19 protein-coding genes and 1 other RNA gene are annotated in these 16,775 nt (G+C 38.8%); 10 read left to right on the top strand and 10 right to left on the bottom strand.

Features of this window, described 5'->3' with window-relative positions; genetic code table 11:
* Nucleotides 1–232: 232 nt before the first annotated feature.
* The 3 genes from dnaQ to nudC all read left to right on the top strand — a co-directional run bounded on the left by dnaQ (nucleotide 233) and on the right by nudC (nucleotide 4,127).
* Nucleotides 233–1,609 (top strand): DNA polymerase III subunit epsilon, encoded by a 1,377-nt coding sequence (gene dnaQ / locus RMB03_RS20935; RefSeq protein WP_311077458.1) that lies wholly within the window; start codon nucleotides 233–235, stop codon nucleotides 1,607–1,609.
* Between the two features lie 131 nt (nucleotides 1,610–1,740).
* Nucleotides 1,741–3,384 (top strand): chemotaxis protein, encoded by a 1,644-nt coding sequence (locus tag RMB03_RS20930; RefSeq protein WP_311077457.1) that lies wholly within the window; start codon nucleotides 1,741–1,743, stop codon nucleotides 3,382–3,384.
* On the top strand, nucleotides 3,384–4,127 hold the full coding sequence (gene nudC / locus RMB03_RS20925; RefSeq protein WP_004641863.1) for an NAD(+) diphosphatase: 744 nt from the start codon (nucleotides 3,384–3,386) through the stop codon (nucleotides 4,125–4,127). Before RMB03_RS20930 ends, nudC begins: the two co-directional genes overlap by 1 nt.
* Before the next feature lie 28 nt (nucleotides 4,128–4,155).
* Here nudC and RMB03_RS20920 read toward each other — a convergent pair whose 3' ends face one another.
* The 3 genes from RMB03_RS20920 to RMB03_RS20910 form a co-directional block, all read right to left on the bottom strand.
* The gene (locus tag RMB03_RS20920) at nucleotides 4,156–5,019 is read right to left on the bottom strand and encodes an alpha/beta hydrolase (protein WP_311077456.1); all 864 of its coding nucleotides are present in this window, start codon (nucleotides 5,017–5,019) and stop codon (nucleotides 4,156–4,158) included.
* Nucleotides 5,020–5,022: 3 nt separating this feature from the next.
* Complete coding sequence (locus tag RMB03_RS20915) at nucleotides 5,023–5,730, bottom strand: BON domain-containing protein (RefSeq protein ID WP_003652832.1); 708 nt, start codon at nucleotides 5,728–5,730, stop codon at nucleotides 5,023–5,025.
* Nucleotides 5,731–5,807: 77 nt separating this feature from the next.
* Nucleotides 5,808–6,209 carry a YraN family protein gene (locus tag RMB03_RS20910; RefSeq protein WP_003652834.1) on the bottom strand — a complete coding sequence of 134 codons (402 nt, stop codon included), beginning with the start codon at nucleotides 6,207–6,209 and terminating at the stop codon, nucleotides 5,808–5,810.
* Nucleotides 6,210–6,418: 209 nt separating this feature from the next.
* On the opposite strand from RMB03_RS20910, the gene rsmI reads away from it, so the two are divergent.
* Both rsmI and RMB03_RS20900 read left to right on the top strand, forming a co-directional pair.
* Nucleotides 6,419–7,255 (top strand): 16S rRNA (cytidine(1402)-2'-O)-methyltransferase, encoded by an 837-nt coding sequence (gene rsmI, locus RMB03_RS20905; protein ID WP_311077455.1) that lies wholly within the window; start codon nucleotides 6,419–6,421, stop codon nucleotides 7,253–7,255.
* A 90-nt stretch (nucleotides 7,256–7,345) separates the two neighbouring features.
* Nucleotides 7,346–7,717 carry a hemin receptor gene (locus RMB03_RS20900; RefSeq protein WP_311077454.1) on the top strand — a complete coding sequence of 124 codons (372 nt, stop codon included), beginning with the start codon at nucleotides 7,346–7,348 and terminating at the stop codon, nucleotides 7,715–7,717.
* A gap of 2 nt (nucleotides 7,718–7,719) precedes the next feature.
* Here RMB03_RS20900 and RMB03_RS20895 read toward each other — a convergent pair whose 3' ends face one another.
* Nucleotides 7,720–8,610: a LysR family transcriptional regulator ArgP gene (locus tag RMB03_RS20895; RefSeq protein WP_311077453.1), complete on the bottom strand. Its 891-nt coding sequence runs from the start codon at nucleotides 8,608–8,610 to the stop codon at nucleotides 7,720–7,722.
* Between the two features lie 105 nt (nucleotides 8,611–8,715).
* Between RMB03_RS20895 and RMB03_RS20890 the strand changes: the two genes are divergently transcribed.
* Nucleotides 8,716–9,318, top strand: a complete 603-nt coding sequence (locus RMB03_RS20890) for a LysE/ArgO family amino acid transporter (protein WP_311077452.1) — start codon at nucleotides 8,716–8,718, stop codon at nucleotides 9,316–9,318.
* A 57-nt stretch (nucleotides 9,319–9,375) separates the two neighbouring features.
* Here the strand turns inward: RMB03_RS20890 and RMB03_RS20885 are convergent, their stop codons facing one another.
* Nucleotides 9,376–10,017 carry a cation diffusion facilitator family transporter gene (locus RMB03_RS20885; RefSeq protein ID WP_311077451.1) on the bottom strand — a complete coding sequence of 214 codons (642 nt, stop codon included), beginning with the start codon at nucleotides 10,015–10,017 and terminating at the stop codon, nucleotides 9,376–9,378.
* 65 nt (nucleotides 10,018–10,082) lie between these two features.
* On the opposite strand from RMB03_RS20885, the gene RMB03_RS20880 reads away from it, so the two are divergent.
* Nucleotides 10,083–10,484 carry a MerR family transcriptional regulator gene (locus RMB03_RS20880; RefSeq protein WP_311077450.1) on the top strand — a complete coding sequence of 134 codons (402 nt, stop codon included), beginning with the start codon at nucleotides 10,083–10,085 and terminating at the stop codon, nucleotides 10,482–10,484.
* Between the two features lie 60 nt (nucleotides 10,485–10,544).
* On the opposite strand, the gene RMB03_RS20875 is transcribed toward RMB03_RS20880, so the two are convergent.
* The 5 genes from RMB03_RS20875 to RMB03_RS20855 all read right to left on the bottom strand — a co-directional run bounded on the left by RMB03_RS20875 (nucleotide 10,545) and on the right by RMB03_RS20855 (nucleotide 15,489).
* Nucleotides 10,545–10,796 carry a hypothetical protein gene (locus tag RMB03_RS20875; RefSeq protein ID WP_003652849.1) on the bottom strand — a complete coding sequence of 84 codons (252 nt, stop codon included), beginning with the start codon at nucleotides 10,794–10,796 and terminating at the stop codon, nucleotides 10,545–10,547.
* A gap of 207 nt (nucleotides 10,797–11,003) precedes the next feature.
* The gene (locus RMB03_RS20870; RefSeq protein WP_311077449.1) at nucleotides 11,004–12,236 is read right to left on the bottom strand and encodes an FAD-dependent monooxygenase; all 1,233 of its coding nucleotides are present in this window, start codon (nucleotides 12,234–12,236) and stop codon (nucleotides 11,004–11,006) included.
* Nucleotides 12,233–13,441 carry a 2-octaprenyl-6-methoxyphenyl hydroxylase gene (gene ubiH, locus RMB03_RS20865; RefSeq protein WP_311077448.1) on the bottom strand — a complete coding sequence of 403 codons (1,209 nt, stop codon included), beginning with the start codon at nucleotides 13,439–13,441 and terminating at the stop codon, nucleotides 12,233–12,235. Before ubiH ends, RMB03_RS20870 begins: the two co-directional genes overlap by 4 nt.
* A 31-nt stretch (nucleotides 13,442–13,472) precedes the next feature.
* Nucleotides 13,473–14,792, bottom strand: coding sequence for a Xaa-Pro aminopeptidase (gene pepP / locus RMB03_RS20860; RefSeq protein ID WP_017391667.1), 1,320 nt, complete (start codon nucleotides 14,790–14,792; stop codon nucleotides 13,473–13,475).
* 67 nt (nucleotides 14,793–14,859) lie between these two features.
* Nucleotides 14,860–15,489, bottom strand: coding sequence for a UPF0149 family protein (locus tag RMB03_RS20855; protein ID WP_005042155.1), 630 nt, complete (start codon nucleotides 15,487–15,489; stop codon nucleotides 14,860–14,862).
* A gap of 64 nt (nucleotides 15,490–15,553) precedes the next feature.
* Here RMB03_RS20855 and RMB03_RS20850 point away from each other — a divergent pair, with 64 nt between their 5' ends.
* From RMB03_RS20850 to ssrS, 3 genes are all read left to right on the top strand, one after another.
* A complete protein-coding gene (locus RMB03_RS20850; RefSeq protein ID WP_005042157.1) occupies nucleotides 15,554–16,114 on the top strand; it encodes a hypothetical protein in 561 nt (186 codons plus the stop codon).
* Nucleotides 16,111–16,395 carry a cell division protein ZapA gene (locus RMB03_RS20845; protein ID WP_003652859.1) on the top strand — a complete coding sequence of 95 codons (285 nt, stop codon included), beginning with the start codon at nucleotides 16,111–16,113 and terminating at the stop codon, nucleotides 16,393–16,395. The genes RMB03_RS20850 and RMB03_RS20845 overlap by 4 nt, the downstream gene beginning before the upstream one ends.
* A 188-nt stretch (nucleotides 16,396–16,583) precedes the next feature.
* Nucleotides 16,584–16,767: non-coding RNA, 6S RNA (gene ssrS / locus RMB03_RS20840), on the top strand.
* Nucleotides 16,768–16,775 lie beyond the last annotated feature (8 nt).

Here is a 16,775-nt window from a genome sequence, read left to right as displayed (position 1 = left end):
AAAAACTTCCAAACAACTCGCGTAATATTTTTTGGGGTCTGGCCACAAACCCTGGGTCTTCGATGCCATTGTATTAAAGCGTGCAAGATAGACAAGGCAATAATTTGATGTCATTTGCATGGAAATGTTACAAGAAATTAAAAAAACCTTGCTTTGTTACGATGGAACCGAACTTTTTGCGTATACAATACACCATATTCAGTTCTTTTTCTTTTAGTTTAGGTTTCGATTTATGTCTCAAACAATCACACTGTATGTTGATGGTGCATGTCGTGGCAATCCGGGCTTAGGTGGTTGGGGCGCATATGTCATTACCGAGCAGGGTGAACATAAATTATTTGGCGGTGAACCAGATACAACCAATAACCGCATGGAGCTCACTGCTGCGATTGAAGGCGTTGCATTTTGCCCAACCGATGCTCATTTAATTATCTGGACAGATTCAAATTATGTGAAGCAAGGGATTACTGAATGGATTCATGGCTGGAAAAAGAAAAACTGGAAGGATGTAAAAAATCCTGACCTTTGGCAAAAATTAGATGCTGTCTGTGCCGGTCGAAATATTGAATGGCATTGGATTAAAGGCCATGCTGGACATGCAGGCAACGAAATGGCCGATGAGCTTGCAAATATCGGAGCTGATCAAACTGCCCTGCAAAAAAAAACAGTTCAAGCAACTGCCCTGCAAGATATAAAAAAGCCTGAAGAGGATTGGTTACTCGATGACCCTTTTGGGTTTGATATGGCAGAAGTAACCGAAGAAGATAATATTGATCTTGAACAGCCAGAAGAAGTTGAGATGATTATTGTGGAAGAAGAAGTTATTGAAGTTGAAACTGCTGAGCCAGAAAGTAAGCAACCAATTAATAATATTCATCCTCAAATTGTTGTGACCGAAGCCAAATTACAATTACAAGGGCCTCGACAACTGATTCTTGATACAGAAACCACTGGTTTCTATTTCCAAGATGGTGACCGCATTATTGAAGTCGGTGCCATTGAAATGATTAACCGGAAACTCACCGGTAGCTCGATTCATATTTATATTAACCCGCAAAAACCAGTGGGCGACTCAGAAAATATCCATGGTATCAGTGATAATTTCTTAAAAGATAAACCGCTCTATGCAGATATTGCCGATACGCTCTTTGATTATCTAAAAGGCGCAGAGATTATTGCCCACAACGCGACCTTCGATATGAACTTCCTTGATATGGAGTTTAGACGCGCAGGCCTTCCTGCACTTTCTGAAGTATGTGAGGTAACAGATACTTTAGCCTTAGCAAAAAGCAAACATCCAGGACAAAAAAACTCGCTTGATGCCCTTGTAAGACGTTATGAAATTCCAGCACGTGACCGTACTTTCCACGGTGCATTACTCGATGCTGAAATTCTTTCAGATGTTTACCTAGCAATGACAGGTGGGCAGGGTTCTTTTGATATAGATGCCTTATCTCAAAGTGAAAATAGCCTGAACACAGCAAATAAAACCAGAGTTCAAATTGAACTACCAGTTATTCTTCCTTCCGAAGAAGAGCTAAATGCACATGAGACTTGGGTCAAAGAATTTGAGAAAAAACATGGAGAACCTTGCCTTTTTTCAAAATAAATTTTTGATTCTTTAGCGTTTTTAGCTTTTCCCCTTTGTAAGTTAAGTTATATTAGTCACATAGATTTTTAGCTCAAATTATCGAGCACTACGAATATAACAATTGATTTTTTTTGCAAAGGGGAACGTTTATGTCTGAGCATACTTCGATTCATTTCGATCCAACAGCTTTACTCATCATTAAACATGAAATTGATCGTTCAATAAAACTGGTTGAAGGTGCAGTAAGTACTTTAATTGAGGAACAAACACTCCCTTTCGGTATTGATGATGCATTAGAACAATTTAAGCAATGCACTCAAGTCCTCCGTTTAATTGATATCCCCTATCTTGCAAAAATTACTCAATATTCAACTGAGCTGATGCAAAAAATTATTGCGAAGCCAACGCAAATTAACACCAATGATGTCGTTGCACTGAGTGAAGGCACGACCATGGTAAAACGGTATATTGAGTTTATCTGTTTGCGTGAATTACAAGTACCTCAGTTTCTTCTTAATACATTAAACAATTTAGAATTAGCTTTAAATAAACCACTGACACCTTCTGGACAAGCGATTGCTCCTTTACTTGCAAATACTGCGCTTGAACTCCCATTACCAGAAGTATTGATTAATGAAACAACTCAGTTTATTCATCAACTCTATAAGCTATCTCTACATCAATTTTTAAACAAGACAGAAGCTAATCATAATTTTCAAGCTTTTAAACTTATTGGGACCTATTTGGTCAGCATGGCAAACCATCAGCCAAGCCAACAATATTGGCAACTCGTAAATTATGCTTTCGGCCATATTGATAACCTGCTTTTAAATGATTCACGCCTACGTGTACTCATTAATATTGAAAGTTATATTGGTCAGTTCTTAACAAGTCCTGAAACTTTTAAGCCTGATTTGGCTGCACTTGCAGATATTTTAAGTATAGTTATCGCTCAAGAAGATGAGGTTGCTCACCATATTCGCAACCAACTCCATATCGGTGAAGAAATACCTACAGACACTCAATTGCTCGTTTTAAGCCGTCATCTTTATGGACCTGACTTCGACACCATGCACACAGTCAGCCAATTAATATTGAGCGAAATGAACAAAGTACGTAATGATATTGAATATAACTATCAAAATATGTCGACTGAAAAAGCACACCAATTACAAACGAGCCTTTTGCAATTAGCCTATACATTTAAACTGCTTAATCTTGATGAAGCTGCATCTGAACTATCTCAACAAGCAAATAGTTTAAGTCAGCTCAATATATTAAGTAATGAAAACTATGCTCAGCAGCTTATGGACAGCATTTTGTCTGCCATGAACTCAATTGGTATTTTGGTACGCCAATATACGTCTAGTCGTTTACAGCTTAATGTGAATAATACAAATATTTCTTTAGATCGCCTTGAAGAGGCACATCAAGCCTTACTCACCGAGACAAAAAATTTAATTGATTTTATTTGTCAGAGCCTTACCTTGTATTCAAATGATCAGACACAAAATATTGAAGCAATTTCAGGTTCATTAAAAGAGCTGGCGGGTGCAGCAGAATTTCTCGGAAGTACAATTCAACAAGATGCTTTACTTCAAACTGCTCAATTTGTTCAACAACAGCTTGAACAAAACCAGCCTTTTAATACAGACCAAATTCACTGTATTTTTAACGTATTAGCAGGTCTTGACATGTTGGTTGACAATTTAAAAAATAAACAACCTGTTCTACAATCCATGTTTAATGTAGCATTGTCGAGTAGTCAACAACTTCAAAAAAAGGCAGCTTAATGTCTGAATTATCACTTGCTTATATTTTCCATCATCAACAATTACTGGTTGATCAAAACCTTCAACTACCCAAAGTCGAAAAGTTAGCAAGTGATTTACTTTTCACTCATGATGAGCAGGTCATTGCACGTGACTTGCTTGCTGAGGAAGCTATACCAGAAGGCTTACAACTGGTTCCAATTCGCCAACTCATTACAAGTTGGTCGAAAGAACAGTTTTTGCAAGCGAGCCGTGCTGTACAGTTACTTGAATGGCGACGCAATCATAAGTTTTGTAGTCACTGCGGACACCCGACAGAAGTTCATCCAACTGAATATGCAATGGTGTGCCCATCTTGTCGCTATCATCAATATCCTCGCGTAAACCCGTGCATTATTACCGTCATTACTCGAGGTGATGATGAAATCTTACTGGCGAAGTCAGTCCACAATAAAACCAATATGTATGGTTTGATTGCAGGTTTTGTTGAAGTTGGTGAAACTCTTGAAGAAGCGGTACAACGTGAAGCTTTTGAGGAAGTAGGCCTAAGACTCAAAAATGTTCAATATATGTCAAGTCAGCCTTGGCCTTTCCCGAGTAACCTTATGGTTGCGTTTCGAGCAGAATATGAGTCTGGTGAAATTAAGCTGCAAGAAGAAGAAATTGCAGATGCACAATTCTTCAAGATTGATCAATTACCTGAAATTCCATTTAAAGGTAGTATTGCTCATTCAATGATTATGCAGATTACCCAAGCTGGGTAATCTGTTGTGTTTTAAGCGATACTCTCGTTTAAAACACTTCTTCAAGAAAATGCAAGATCGTTCTTTTAGTCCTGAAATAATGGCTAATAAAACTAGAAAGGCTGGCCAAAATCGTAATATGTCCAGTTTTAGGAATCACGGCGATATGACTGTGATTACCCTTCTCTCTAAGCGCTTGATCCATATCTAAAGTATTGTGTTTTTTTACAATTTGATCGTTTTCAGCCATTAAAAGGTAATGTTTAATATTATTTTGATTAACGAAATAATATGGCATGACTTCTTTATAAGAGGTGCTTTGATCAAAAGCATCTTCGGCCAGTGGATCACCTTTATAGTCAAAATGATATGGGCCAGCTAAACCGATTATTGCCTTAATTTTCCCTAAACACTCAATTTTAGTTGAATCAGGGTGATAAACAGCAGACATCACATTAAATGCCCCTGCCGAATGCCCCATAAGTACAATATTTTCTGTAGAAATTTCCAGTTTTCCCTGATTTTGATGTAAATAATTCAATGCTTGAGTTAAGTCATCAACAAAGCTTGGGAAAATATTTTTAGGTGCTAACTGGTAGTTAATAACAGCAACGTCATAACCTTCTTTGGCAAATGTCTCACCAATAAAAAGATAATCTCGTTTATTACCATGCTGCCAAGCCCCACCATGCACAAAAACAATGAGAGGCTGATGAGTTAGCTTTTTAACAGATCGGTAAACATCCAAACGGTGGCGAGGCTTTAGGCCATAACGAACATTTGGAATCTGTTCAAAACCATCTTTTGGCGTAAAACGGTTTAAAGCAAAACTCCCCAAATCATACAGGCGGAACTCTTTATAAAGAGTTCGCGCCTGTTCAATTTTGCTTTGTAGTTGTTCAATCAGATTCATATATTACTGTGCAGTCGAAGCAGGATCTGTTTGGTCAGGATCAATTGCAACAGGTGTTTGCACTGTTGGTTGAGCAATGACGTTATTAATAATCGGTGTAGTTGTTGCACTACCCGTACTTGCAGCTGGCGCAGGTGCCAAATCAACATTATCAATTAAAGTGACAATTTTGGTAACGTTACCGACGTTTTGTAAGACGCTATTTAAATCATTAATTTCAGCTGTATTTAAACGTCCCATTACATAAAGTACGCCATCTTCGGTATGTACCAGAACCTTACTATCAGAAACCACAGGTGCTTTCATTAAAAGAGCACGCGTATTTGCTGTTACACCAGCATCTTGCATGATGGTGTTATAGCTGACTTTGTTACCCACCGTAATATAGTTATGTACGGCTTTCACATCACTCATGGCTTTAAGATTGTCTTCTGCCAATTGTTTCAAGTACGGGTCTGGCACTTGGCCAGTTAATAAAACTGTACTATGGAAGCTTTCGATATTAATACGTGACTGCTTGAAACGTTGATCAAGTTTATAAATGTTGATATTGGCTGTACGTTTAATTGAAGAGTCAATGAATACTTGGCCTAAACTGCGGACACCGCTATCTGTGCCCACTGGAGCTGTGCCTGTTCCACCAGAAATAAAACTTGCGCAACCTGATAAACTTGCGACACAAAGCATTGTTACAGCAATACGTTTTAACACTCCACCAGACTCCTATCAATTTCTTGGCTTGATCATAAAGCATCAGACTTAAATTTGCTCAAAAGAGTAATGAACTCTTAATCCAAAGTAAATGCATTTTCGATCCATTGCAGATCATAATGGAATTTTGAAAAGTCATGCTGTACTGTTTTTGCAATTTTCTGTGGAAAATCAAAACAAATCACATCAAAACGACAATAAAAATCCTGATAAGATGGATAGCGCTGTAAAAAACGCATCGCAGTTTTGATAATTTTCTTCTGTTTTGTCCACGTTACCATTTCACAAGCTTGCCCATAATTTCCTATAGTGCGTGCTTTTACTTCAACAAAAACTAGCTCTTGCCCTCTTTTGACGATTAAATCAACTTCGCCACGGCGTGAATGGTAATTACTTGTGACCCACACATAGTTTTGTGCTTGTAGAAGGTTTAACGCAGTTTGCTCTGCCCATTTCCCCAACTGCTGTGCTAATAACATTTTTATTTCCCCAAATTAAAAAGTAGCTCTACATGTTTTTATGCGTAAGTTATTTTCTTAAATTCATCTGCCATATCAGATCTGAATTGAACAAATGAAAATCAGATCATTTTCGAAAAGCTCAAGCTGGCAGACATTGTTCACGCCCAAATCATAATTTCGGGTAAACTACCCCATTAAAATTGTTTATCTGTACGGAGTAAAACCAAATGAGTGCTCAGTTATTTGTTGTAGCCACCCCAATCGGGCACTTAGATGATATGACTTTCCGTGCAATTGATATTTTAAAATCAGTTTCTATTGTAGCTGCCGAAGATACTCGCCAATCAGCACAATTATTTAAACACTATAATATATCGACTCAACTTACTGCATGTCATGACCACAATGAAAGCAATAAAATTGAGCAATTAGTTCAAAGACTACTTGCTGGCGATAACATTGCTTTAATTAGTGATGCAGGGACACCGCTCATTAGTGACCCAGGGTTTAAATTAGTTCGTGCTGCCCAAGAGCATGGTATTAGAGTCGTTCCTGTGCCGGGTGCATGTGCTGCCATCGCTGCTTTAAGTGCTGTAGGTTTACCGAGTGACCGTTTTAGCTTTGAAGGCTTCCTCCCATCTCGAGCTTCACAACGTATTTCTCAATTAGAAAAACTTAAAAACGAAACACAGACCTTAATTTTCTATGAAGCACCTCATCGTATTTTAGAGTCTGTTAAAGATATGGCTCAGGTATTTGGTGAAGACCGTCCTGTAGGGTTTGCACGTGAAATTACTAAAACCTTTGAAACCATCAAAAAAATGACGTTAAAAGACTTGGTCAGCTTCATTGAAAATGACCATAACCAAGAGAAAGGTGAAATTGTAGTCGTTGTAGGTGGTGCAGCTGCAAAAACAGATCTAGAGCAAGAAAAACTAGACGAGCTTTTAAAGCGCTTACTCCAAGACTTATCTGTTAAAGCAGCGTCTCAACTTGCAGCCGATTTAACAGGAATTAAGAAGAAAGTCGCTTATCAACGTGCACTCGAGTTAACACAATCGTAATTTTTTAATTAGATATGGTGATGGCAAATAATCTGTGTCATCACCATGCGTTAATTTTGCATAATAAAATATAAAAATAAGAGTATTGATATGACTGAACAGCTTGGCAAACTTGGCCCTCATGAAGGGCAAGAACTAGAATTATTACTTTCAGGTGAGAAACCGATTGCTTTATTTTACGATCTATTACCTGTCGAGTTTTTAAAGCATCTCGAACAAGGTACTTTATCTATGTTGAGTAAAGATATTGAAACTTCTCTACCTTTACCATTTTCAATTATGCTGATCTATAAAGATGCATCTTTAGCAGATTTAAATGAACTCATGATGTGTATTGAAACTTTATTTAAAGAAACTAATTTTGAAAAATGCATAGAGCTTGAACGAAGAGTTGGACAGCTTTTAGGTTACTCAGAACAAGATATAGAGTTTTATATTCAGCATATTTCGAATCGTCATTAAGACTATCTCAATAAGTGTTTCGCTGACTCCACAATAGTCTCTGTCAGTGCATCTAACTGTTTAGACTGCCTTTTCCAATGGTGCCAATATAATGGAATGTCGAGCTCAGCTTCGGGTATAACATCCACTAAAGTTCCATTGGTTAACAAAGATTGCACCTGTAGTTCTGGAACCATGCCATATCCCAAACCCAATTGAATCGCTTTCACAAAGGCATCTGTAGCAGGAATAAAACTGTAAGGATAGCTCTGCAAAGGTAACCCATAATATTTCAGTAATACCTCTGAATGCATGAGATCTTTATGGTTAAAAATTACAGCTGGTGCATTTCTTAAAGTTTCTCGGGTTACACCATGTTTAAACCAATCAGCAGCAAATTCAGCCGAAGCCAACATTTTATAACGCATTTTTCCGAGTGGTTGAGCTAAACAGCCTGACATGACCTGCTCTTCTGCCGAAATACAAGCATTGACTTGTCCTGTTTCTAATAAAGTATGCGTGTGAGATTGATCATCAATTTTTAATTCTAATACTATTTTTTCTTTAAAAAGCGTTTGCTGAATGCTAGGTAAAAGCCAAGTGGCTAATGAGTCCGCATTTGAAGCCAGAGCAATTTTGTAGAAGTCTGATTCAGATGATTTACCCATCAAACCTTGTAATAAGTTTTGCTCCATTAATCGTGTATGACGTAAATGCTGCAATAACGTTTGTCCAGCTTGCGTGAGTAGACATGGGCGTCCGCGTATAATTAAAATTTGGCCTAAATACTTTTCTAAAGCCTGCACGCGTAAGGATACTGCCGAGGGAGTAATATATAAATGCTCACCTGCTGCATCAAAACTTCCAATTTCTGCTACTGCAAGAAAGGCTTCACATTGTTTGCTATCTAACATATCAAACCTAAATTTTTCTTAGCCAAACCTAAATATTCTTAATTTTACTTATTTCTTAATAAAAAGTCAGATAATTCCCACATCTGATTTTTTCATCCTACTGTTATGTTCTCTCTTAGTATATTTTTTAAAGGTTTCGGTATTGGTAGCGGGCTTATTGTAGCAATTGGAGCGCAAAATGCTTTTGTTCTAAAACAAGGGCTTAAACAGCAGCATGTATTTTGGCTATGTTTAATCTGTGCGCTTTCCGACTCGATTCTAATCGCTTTTGGTGTATTAGGTTTTGCCGAAATCATGACAGCATCACCAATTTTAATTACGGTCGCTAAATATTTAGGGGCAACGTTCTTATTCGTCTACGGTGCGAAAGCATTCTATGCGGCCTTAAAAACCACTCAAAGCATGGAGCTTGATAGCAGCCAGAAACAGACTTTAACCCAAGCCCTAGTGACCTGTCTTGCCTTTACTTGGCTTAACCCACATGTCTATTTAGATACCATCGTTCTGATCGGTTCAGTTGCAACCCAGCTAGAAGACAAAATTAGTTTTGCTTTGGGTAGCATTCTTGCCTCTTGGATTTTCTTTTTTAGTCTGGGTTATGGTGCAAGATTATTAAAACCATTATTTACCAACCCAAAAGCTTGGAAAATTTTAGATTTCATTATCGGTATTGTCATGTGGAGTATCGCAATATCACTACTCATCTAGTTCATTTAAAATAGCAAAAAGTACCATGTTTAAATGGTACTTTTTATGTGCTCAAAATTATGCTTGAGAACCCAACACCAGCTTTGACTGTTTTCTTTCTTGCTGTGATTGCTTTATAACAGCATAACCAGAAGATATACCTAAGTAGGCAATGACAAAGGCAACAAATAAATCGGGAAATACGCTGCCTGTTCCAAATACCCCAACCGCCGCTAAGATTACAGCAACATTGGCAATAGAATCGTTTCTGCTGCACAACCAAACAGAACGCATATTGGCATCTCCATCGCGGAACGCATAAAGCATCAGAGCGACTGAAACATTCGCAATTAAAGCCATCACGCCAATTGCGCCCATCACCATAGGTTCAGGTGGAACACCATGGAAATATGACCAAACCACTTTCCCAATGACAAAAATGCCAAAAGCTGTCATCGTTATTCCTTTCATTAATGCCGCTGTTGCACGCCAATATAAGCTCATCGAAAGAACAACTAACGATAACGCATAGTTTGCTGCATCTCCGGCAAAATCTAATGCATCTGCCCATAGTGAAACCGATTGGGCTTTGTAACCACCCAAGATTTCCACTACGAACATCAATGCATTAATGACAAGTGCAATCCATAGCGCTTTTCTAAACCTTGGACTCACTTTCTTTGAAGGAGAACATGTTGAAGCACAACCACATCCAGCCATTTTATTTCCTCTAAAACTCTTTTATAGTCATTAAAAACCCTTGAGTAGCTCCAGAGTCAAGCCTTATGAGTCTTTCTATTGGTCAATTATCAAAAAAAGCGGATGTCCCAATTGATACGATCCGTTATTACGAAAAAGTAGGTGTACTTGATCGTATCCAACGTTCAGAAAATAACTATCGTGTTTACACCGAGCAAACACTTGGCGACCTATTGTTTATTAAGCATTGCCGTGAATTAGATATTTCACTCAGTGATATTAAAACGTTAAAAGAAATGAAAGCTGAACCTAAACAGGCATGCACAAAAATTGATAATTTAGTAGATAAATACTTAAATGAAGTATCAGAAAAAATTGAACGATTATTGCTTCTAAAAGAATCTTTAATTGATTTAAAACAGCACTGCTCTACCAATCGAACAGTAGATGAATGTGGCATTTTAAAAGAACTGCAAAGCTCTCTTTAAATCTATTTTGATAAATTCATACAAATAAAAAAGCACCACTCATGTGATGCTTTTTTAAGATTAATGGTCGCTATGTTCATCAGGAGGAACTTCGGTAATTCTCCCACCCCGAGCTAAAAATGCAGCGATTTCATCTTCCAGCGCTTGGCGCTGTTTCTGTTTAGCAGTGACAGTCAGCGTTTCTGCCTCAGCAAGATCAGTATCACTCATACTGCCTGCTTCTTCATCAGCTGCACCGCTTTCTGCTGCCTTCGCTTCATCTTCATCTACAGCAGAATCTTCTGCATCTTCATAATCATTGATATCTGACATTTCACACTCCCCAGAATGATTTTTATTGCATCATTGCTATGGTCCCAAGACCTCAGAAATTTAGCAACCTCTTTGCATTTAGCAAAGAGCCAATTTGGTCAATTCCGTATCTTTTATGACCAAATTGGTAATGATATATAAATGATTGTTCAAAAAATATCTACTGGCATTTAATTCGCTTAGTAGAGTATAGGCCCAGTAAATATTTTAATGCCTATAGCGGGTACTTTGTAAAGCCCCTAAACCATTTGCTTGTTGCATAAATTTATCTTTTAAAACCGGAATCTGCTCAACTTGCTTAAGTCCCATATTGCGAGCCCAAACTATTGGGAATAATTCACTACTTTCGAGCCAACCAATTGCCGACATGCTATGCATCATGGCGTCATTCTGACCTTTACGGCGATGCTCATAACGCATTAAAGTTTGTTCATGTGCCCATACACCACGGCTTAAATCGTGAAGCAACACGTCACACAGTACTGCTGCATCAAGACAGCCAATATTTACCCCTTGCCCAGCAAGTGGATGAATCACATGTGCTGCATCACCAATCAAAGCTAAGCCTGCTTTTACATATTGTTTTGCAGCGCGAGCTTTCAGCGGGAATTGTGCTCTGGAACGAACCTCTAACACCTCACCCAACATATGTTGGCTTTCTTGAGTTAAAAGCTGCATAAACGCAGTGTCGTTTAAAGCTGAATATTCATCGGCATAATCATCTGGTAGTGTCCAGACAATTGATTGCCAGTATCCGTTTTCAGTTTCTTCAAGACTTGCCATAGGTAAATATGCCAAAGGTCCTGTAGGTAAGAAAATTTGACGGGCAACATAATGATGGGGTTTTGCAGTTTTAATGGCACAGCTAATGGCTGCTTGTTTGTAATCCAGTACATCGAGGTCAATAAAAGCCTGTTCACGTACAAATGAATTAGCGCCATCTGCACCAATCAGCAGTTTAGTTTTAAGCGTAGTACCATCTGCCAATTGAATATGCCAACATCCAACCCCCTGCTCAATACGAGTAACACGAACTTGGGTACGGTAATCTGTTAATTGCTGCAACATTTTTTGTTGAATGGCAACATTTAATACACTCGGTTCAACCATAGAACCTAACGCTTGTTCCGGCATCGGTCTTTGTATGGACTCATGGCCAAAATTAATTTCACCATAGCCATTGAGGTTCCAGACCTGCATGCCCGTATAAGGCATTTGACGCGCAAGATCATCCCAAACATTTACCGTTTTAAGCAAATGAATGGTCGCTTGGCTAAGCGCTAAAACACGTGGATTCATCACACTTAATGTTTTCTCAACATCAAGTACAGGAGCCGCATCAAGCACTGTGGGTTGTACGCCACCTTGCGCAAGTAATAAAGCAGTTAAACCACCAACCAATCCACCACCAACAATGACGACATCCAACACTTCGCTCATGCTTTTAACCCCATTGCATAGTTAGCCACCAATGGTTTTACACCCGGAATAACATCAAATGCAATTAATCCCGTATTACGAATTAATTTTAATAATGGATTTTGGTTACTAAAACCACGAACGACAGTGTCACAGAACTTAATTACTCGCTGCTGATCTGATAAACGAGCTTGTTCATAGGCAAGTAAATTATCAGGGTTACCCAAATCATCAGAAGTGCTTAGCTGGTTCACTAAATAACGCACCAAAACATCTGCATCACGTAGGCATAGATTAAAACCCTGTCCTGCAACAGGATGAATTGTATGCGCTGCATTACCCATTAAAATAACGCGACCTACAGCTTGTTTATGTGCAAGCACTTGTGAAAGTGGATAGCTAAAACGTTTACCCGTTTTTTCAAACTTACCCGCTCGGTCACCATAGGTTTGTTGCAAGGCACTTAAGAAGTGTTGGTCATTTTCTTCGCCTAGCCATTCATTTTCGGTGCCTTTTTTTACAGGCCATACAACCGAACGGCGATATTCACCCGGTAAAGGCAATAAAGCTAAAGGACCTAATGCACTAAAACGCTCAAAACCAACATGCTCATGCGGTTTTGATGTCTGAACCGTGGTGACAATTGCAACCTGATCATAATCATGGACATCCACACCAACACCAATTGCCTGACGACAAAAAGAATCACGTCCATCAGCTGCAATCAATAGTTTTGACTCAAGCTTTAAGGTTTCCTCACCACGCTGAGCTTCAATATGTACTTGTTCAGCATCTTGAGTTAAAGATGTCACTTGTACGCCATCAATTAGCTCAATCAAAGGTTGCTGACGCACTTGAGTTAACAGCACACGACCAAGCCAAGCATTTTCAATCACTTGTCCAAAACTTTCGACTTTTTCTTGTTCTGCGATTAAACGTGCTTTACCAAAACTACCCTGCTCAGTAATGTGGACTTGTAAAATTGGAGTCGCATGTTGCTGTAATGCATCCCACAACCCTAGCTTCTGATAAATCTGTACGCTACGACGCGATAAAGCCGTATTACGTGCATCAAAACTCGAATGGTAAGGGGCAACATTTTGATCATCATAGTTTGGGTATTTCACAGCTTCTAATAGCTTTACCGCAATATTGGCCTTCGCTAGCATGAGCGAAAGGCTCAAACCAACCATACCCCCACCTACAATAATCACTTGTTGTTGCATCGAGTTTTGCTCCTTTGGCGAATACGTTTAATTATGCTTTAGCTTGCGCCATTAAATGTTCAATATCTGCAATATCTTTAACTACATTGGCAGTTAAAACTCGTGGCCCTTTCGACGTTGCGACTACATCATCTTCAATACGAATACCAATACCACGCCATTTTTCATCTACAGTTTCATCATCTGGCGCAATGTATAAACCAGGTTCAACTGTAACAACCATACCCTCTTCATATTGACGCCAGTCCTCACCTTTTTTGTAAGATCCAACATCATGTACATCCATACCTAACCAATGACCTGTGCCATGCATATAAAACTGACGGTATGCTTCGGTTTTGATGAGTTCGTTAACATCACCTTTGAGCAAACCTAAATTAACTAAACCTTCAGTTAAAATTTTGACTGCAACTTCATGAGGTTCACGGTAAGAATTGCCAATACGAACTGCGTCAATAGCTGCATATTGAGAAGCCAATACAACTTCATATAAGGCTTTTTGTTCAGCACTAAATTTGCCATTTACTGGGAAAGTACGGGTAATATCCGATGCATAAAACTCATATTCACAAGCTGCATCAATCAAGACTAAATCACCATCTTTTAATGGCTTATTATTTTCAACATAGTGCAAAATACAAGCATTAGCACCACCGCCTACAATACTATTATAAGACGGTACACAACCGTTTTGCCCAAATATATAATTCAGCTCGGCTTCAAGTGCATATTCCATCATGCCTGGACGTACCATTTGCATCGCACGCGTATGCGCTTCAGCACTAATATTTGCAGCAATTTGCATCAGCTCAAGCTCTTGTGGTGACTTGACTAAACGCATTTCATCGACAATACGATCGAGCTGTGCCAGTTGAGCGGGAGCGCTCTCATGTCGGTGCTCGGCATCTGCTTGTTTAATCCACTGGCTCACCCGTGCATCAAACGCAGCATTGTGCCCAATCCGATAATAAAGACGCTCTTTATTTAATAACTTTTCAATAATCTCTTCATCAAGCAAATCAATTGCATATGCTTCATCTGCGTCATAATCTTCAATTGCACCATCAATTCCTGCACGGTAACCATTCCAGATTTCCATCTCGCGATTACGTTCACGGCAAAAAAGACTATAGCTATAGTCATCGTCCTCGAAGGTTTCAATGACAGCAACCGCCTCAGGCTCAGCGAAGCCAGTCAAATAGAAAAAACTACTATCGGCACGGAATTTATAATCCGCATCACGATTACGGTACATTTCCTCACGCGTTGCAATAATTGCAATACTGTTTGGACCCATTTTTTCTGCCAGACGGTCTCTACGATGTCTAAAATCAGCTTGAGGCAATTTCATAATGATCTACTTGATTTAGAATTTTAAAGTCAAAAAATAAAATACAACCAATAACACATCGCCTCAATTAGCTTGGGCGATGTGGAGTAAACATTTCTACAATAGTTTGTTCTGTGTCTACAGCAGCAGATTTAATTTTTGCATGAAAGTTTTTCAATAAAGAACTGTCAGCTACAGTGATTTTTTTTCTACCAATAGACAAGCTTACAGGTATTAAGCGTACAAATTCATACAATTCTTCGTAACTGCTTTCACCTTCCTCATCATTATCAGAGTCTTCAAATTCGACCGCTGCAATATCTTGAAGGTTCTCAATCAACTCACGTTCATCATCACGAATATGACCCGATGCCAACCCAAAACCTAATACAACACCCGCACACCAATCTGATAATGCTTGTACACGCTCTTGAAGCGTATGTTCATCATCAGGAAGCATTGGTAAATAATCTAATTCATCATCAGATATAGCGTGAACGACATCTTCTGCTTCATCAGTTAAAAGTGCTAAAGCATCTTCACTTAACTCTGGCACATTAAGGGTTGTTAAAATTTGTGACCATTCTTCACGCGTTGGCGCTTCTGTCACACAAACAATACCTGTCAACAGACCATGTAACTCACTAGGGCTTGAAATTTCTTCAATTCCTTCAAAATGAGCGTTCCAATCTGTCCAGCCTGAAATATCGTCTTGCATTCGTTTATCCAATCTCTATACTTTGTATATATTACCTTTGATTGCAATTCTGTGCGACCTCGTTATGTTAGAACAATTACAGCGGCTACAAACGCATATTAGCGTATTAAAAACACGCTTACATCATTTAGAGAGTGAACATGCGGCACTCTCAGAAGCTAAAGAACTGGCTGAAACAGAGCATCACGCACAAGTTGTGCAAAAAAATAGTATTATCACTAAAAAACAAGAGGAAATTGAGTCAGTAACTGAGCAACTATCTCAGTTAAAAGGTCAATTTCAACAATTGAATCAGGATGCTAACACACTTGCTGAACGTTATAGCCGATTAGAAAAAAGTACGACTGATTTAAAAAATCGTTTTCAAGAAATTCTTGCCGAACGAAATGAATTACGTGTTGCAAAAGAAAAGTTACAAGCCCACCAGCGTCAAACCCAACAAGAGCTTCATGATTTACAACAAGATCGTGATCGTTTGTTACAAAAAAATGAGCTTGCCAAATCAAAAGTTGAAGCCATTATTCAACGTTTAGGAATTTTAGGTACTGCCCAAGATCAGCATGCCCAAGAAATTCAGCAGCTTGCCCATCCTAATGCTGAAACTGGTGAGGAGACCCAATCATGAGTGAACAAGTCATGGTAGAGCTTAGGCTGATTGAGCAGACCTTTAGACTCGCGACTACTTTAGATAAAAAAGATGAACTTGAACGTGCAGCAGAACTTCTCAATGAAAAATTTAATGAGATGCGTCGTAGTGCTCCACGTGTTGAGCACAATAAACTGGTCATTATGGTTGCTCTACAATTGACTCAAGAAGTACTGAGCCTTAATAAGTCTTTGCAAGAATACACTCACTGTGAACGTTTACTGCAAACGATATTGGATGATGTTGAACAAATTGTTTAATAAACTATCCATATAAAAACGCCTTGCTCTATGAATAATAGATGCAAGGCGTTTTTTATTTAGACTATTAGGACAATTGAAAATTATTTTATGCTTGTTAGTGTACAAAGCTTCATCAAACGCAAACTAAGTTTACAGTTCCAGAGGTTTAGGTGATTGCCAACATGGTCAGATCGGTTATACTTAAACTGTCTCTGGGATGTTCGCCAGCGGGTCTATTCCCCTGCCGATACTTAAACTTATGGATGTGTTCTGTATATTTAGAGTGTATGCCTACCTTCGTGTAGGAAACCCAGCAAGTATACGTCGCCTCCACCTTGAACTCATCGGGTTCAGGGTAACGACACATGCAGCGGCATCTTCGGAGCATTTATTTAATT

Origin of the sequence: Acinetobacter sp. V91_7, from assembly GCF_031799075.1 — a bacterium.
GTDB lineage: Bacteria > Pseudomonadota > Gammaproteobacteria > Pseudomonadales > Moraxellaceae > Acinetobacter > Acinetobacter calcoaceticus.
This window is presented reverse-complemented; position numbering and strand designations above follow the sequence as displayed.

Excerpts from the sequence above, each read along its gene's own strand:
- RMB03_RS20880 (WP_311077450.1), top strand. The coding sequence starts at position 10,083 with ATGAGTCTTTCTATTGGTCAATTATCAAAAAAAGCGGATGTCCCAATT.
- pepP (WP_017391667.1), bottom strand. The coding sequence starts at position 14,792 with ATGAAATTGCCTCAAGCTGATTTTAGACATCGTAGAGACCGTCTGGCA.
- rsmI (WP_311077455.1), top strand. The coding sequence starts at position 6,419 with ATGAGTGCTCAGTTATTTGTTGTAGCCACCCCAATCGGGCACTTAGAT.
- RMB03_RS20870 (WP_311077449.1), bottom strand. The coding sequence starts at position 12,236 with ATGAGCGAAGTGTTGGATGTCGTCATTGTTGGTGGTGGATTGGTTGGT.
- RMB03_RS20895 (WP_311077453.1), bottom strand. The coding sequence starts at position 8,610 with ATGTTAGATAGCAAACAATGTGAAGCCTTTCTTGCAGTAGCAGAAATT.
- RMB03_RS20920 (WP_311077456.1), bottom strand. The coding sequence starts at position 5,019 with ATGAATCTGATTGAACAACTACAAAGCAAAATTGAACAGGCGCGAACT.
- RMB03_RS20910 (WP_003652834.1), bottom strand. The coding sequence starts at position 6,209 with ATGTTATTAGCACAGCAGTTGGGGAAATGGGCAGAGCAAACTGCGTTA.
- RMB03_RS20890 (WP_311077452.1), top strand. The coding sequence starts at position 8,716 with ATGTTCTCTCTTAGTATATTTTTTAAAGGTTTCGGTATTGGTAGCGGG.
- RMB03_RS20855 (WP_005042155.1), bottom strand. The coding sequence starts at position 15,489 with ATGCAAGACGATATTTCAGGCTGGACAGATTGGAACGCTCATTTTGAA.
- RMB03_RS20900 (WP_311077454.1), top strand. The coding sequence starts at position 7,346 with ATGACTGAACAGCTTGGCAAACTTGGCCCTCATGAAGGGCAAGAACTA.
- ubiH (WP_311077448.1), bottom strand. The coding sequence starts at position 13,441 with ATGCAACAACAAGTGATTATTGTAGGTGGGGGTATGGTTGGTTTGAGC.
- RMB03_RS20845 (WP_003652859.1), top strand. The coding sequence starts at position 16,111 with ATGAGTGAACAAGTCATGGTAGAGCTTAGGCTGATTGAGCAGACCTTT.
- RMB03_RS20885 (WP_311077451.1), bottom strand. The coding sequence starts at position 10,017 with ATGGCTGGATGTGGTTGTGCTTCAACATGTTCTCCTTCAAAGAAAGTG.
- RMB03_RS20850 (WP_005042157.1), top strand. The coding sequence starts at position 15,554 with ATGTTAGAACAATTACAGCGGCTACAAACGCATATTAGCGTATTAAAA.
- nudC (WP_004641863.1), top strand. The coding sequence starts at position 3,384 with ATGTCTGAATTATCACTTGCTTATATTTTCCATCATCAACAATTACTG.
- dnaQ (WP_311077458.1), top strand. The coding sequence starts at position 233 with ATGTCTCAAACAATCACACTGTATGTTGATGGTGCATGTCGTGGCAAT.
- RMB03_RS20875 (WP_003652849.1), bottom strand. The coding sequence starts at position 10,796 with ATGTCAGATATCAATGATTATGAAGATGCAGAAGATTCTGCTGTAGAT.
- RMB03_RS20930 (WP_311077457.1), top strand. The coding sequence starts at position 1,741 with ATGTCTGAGCATACTTCGATTCATTTCGATCCAACAGCTTTACTCATC.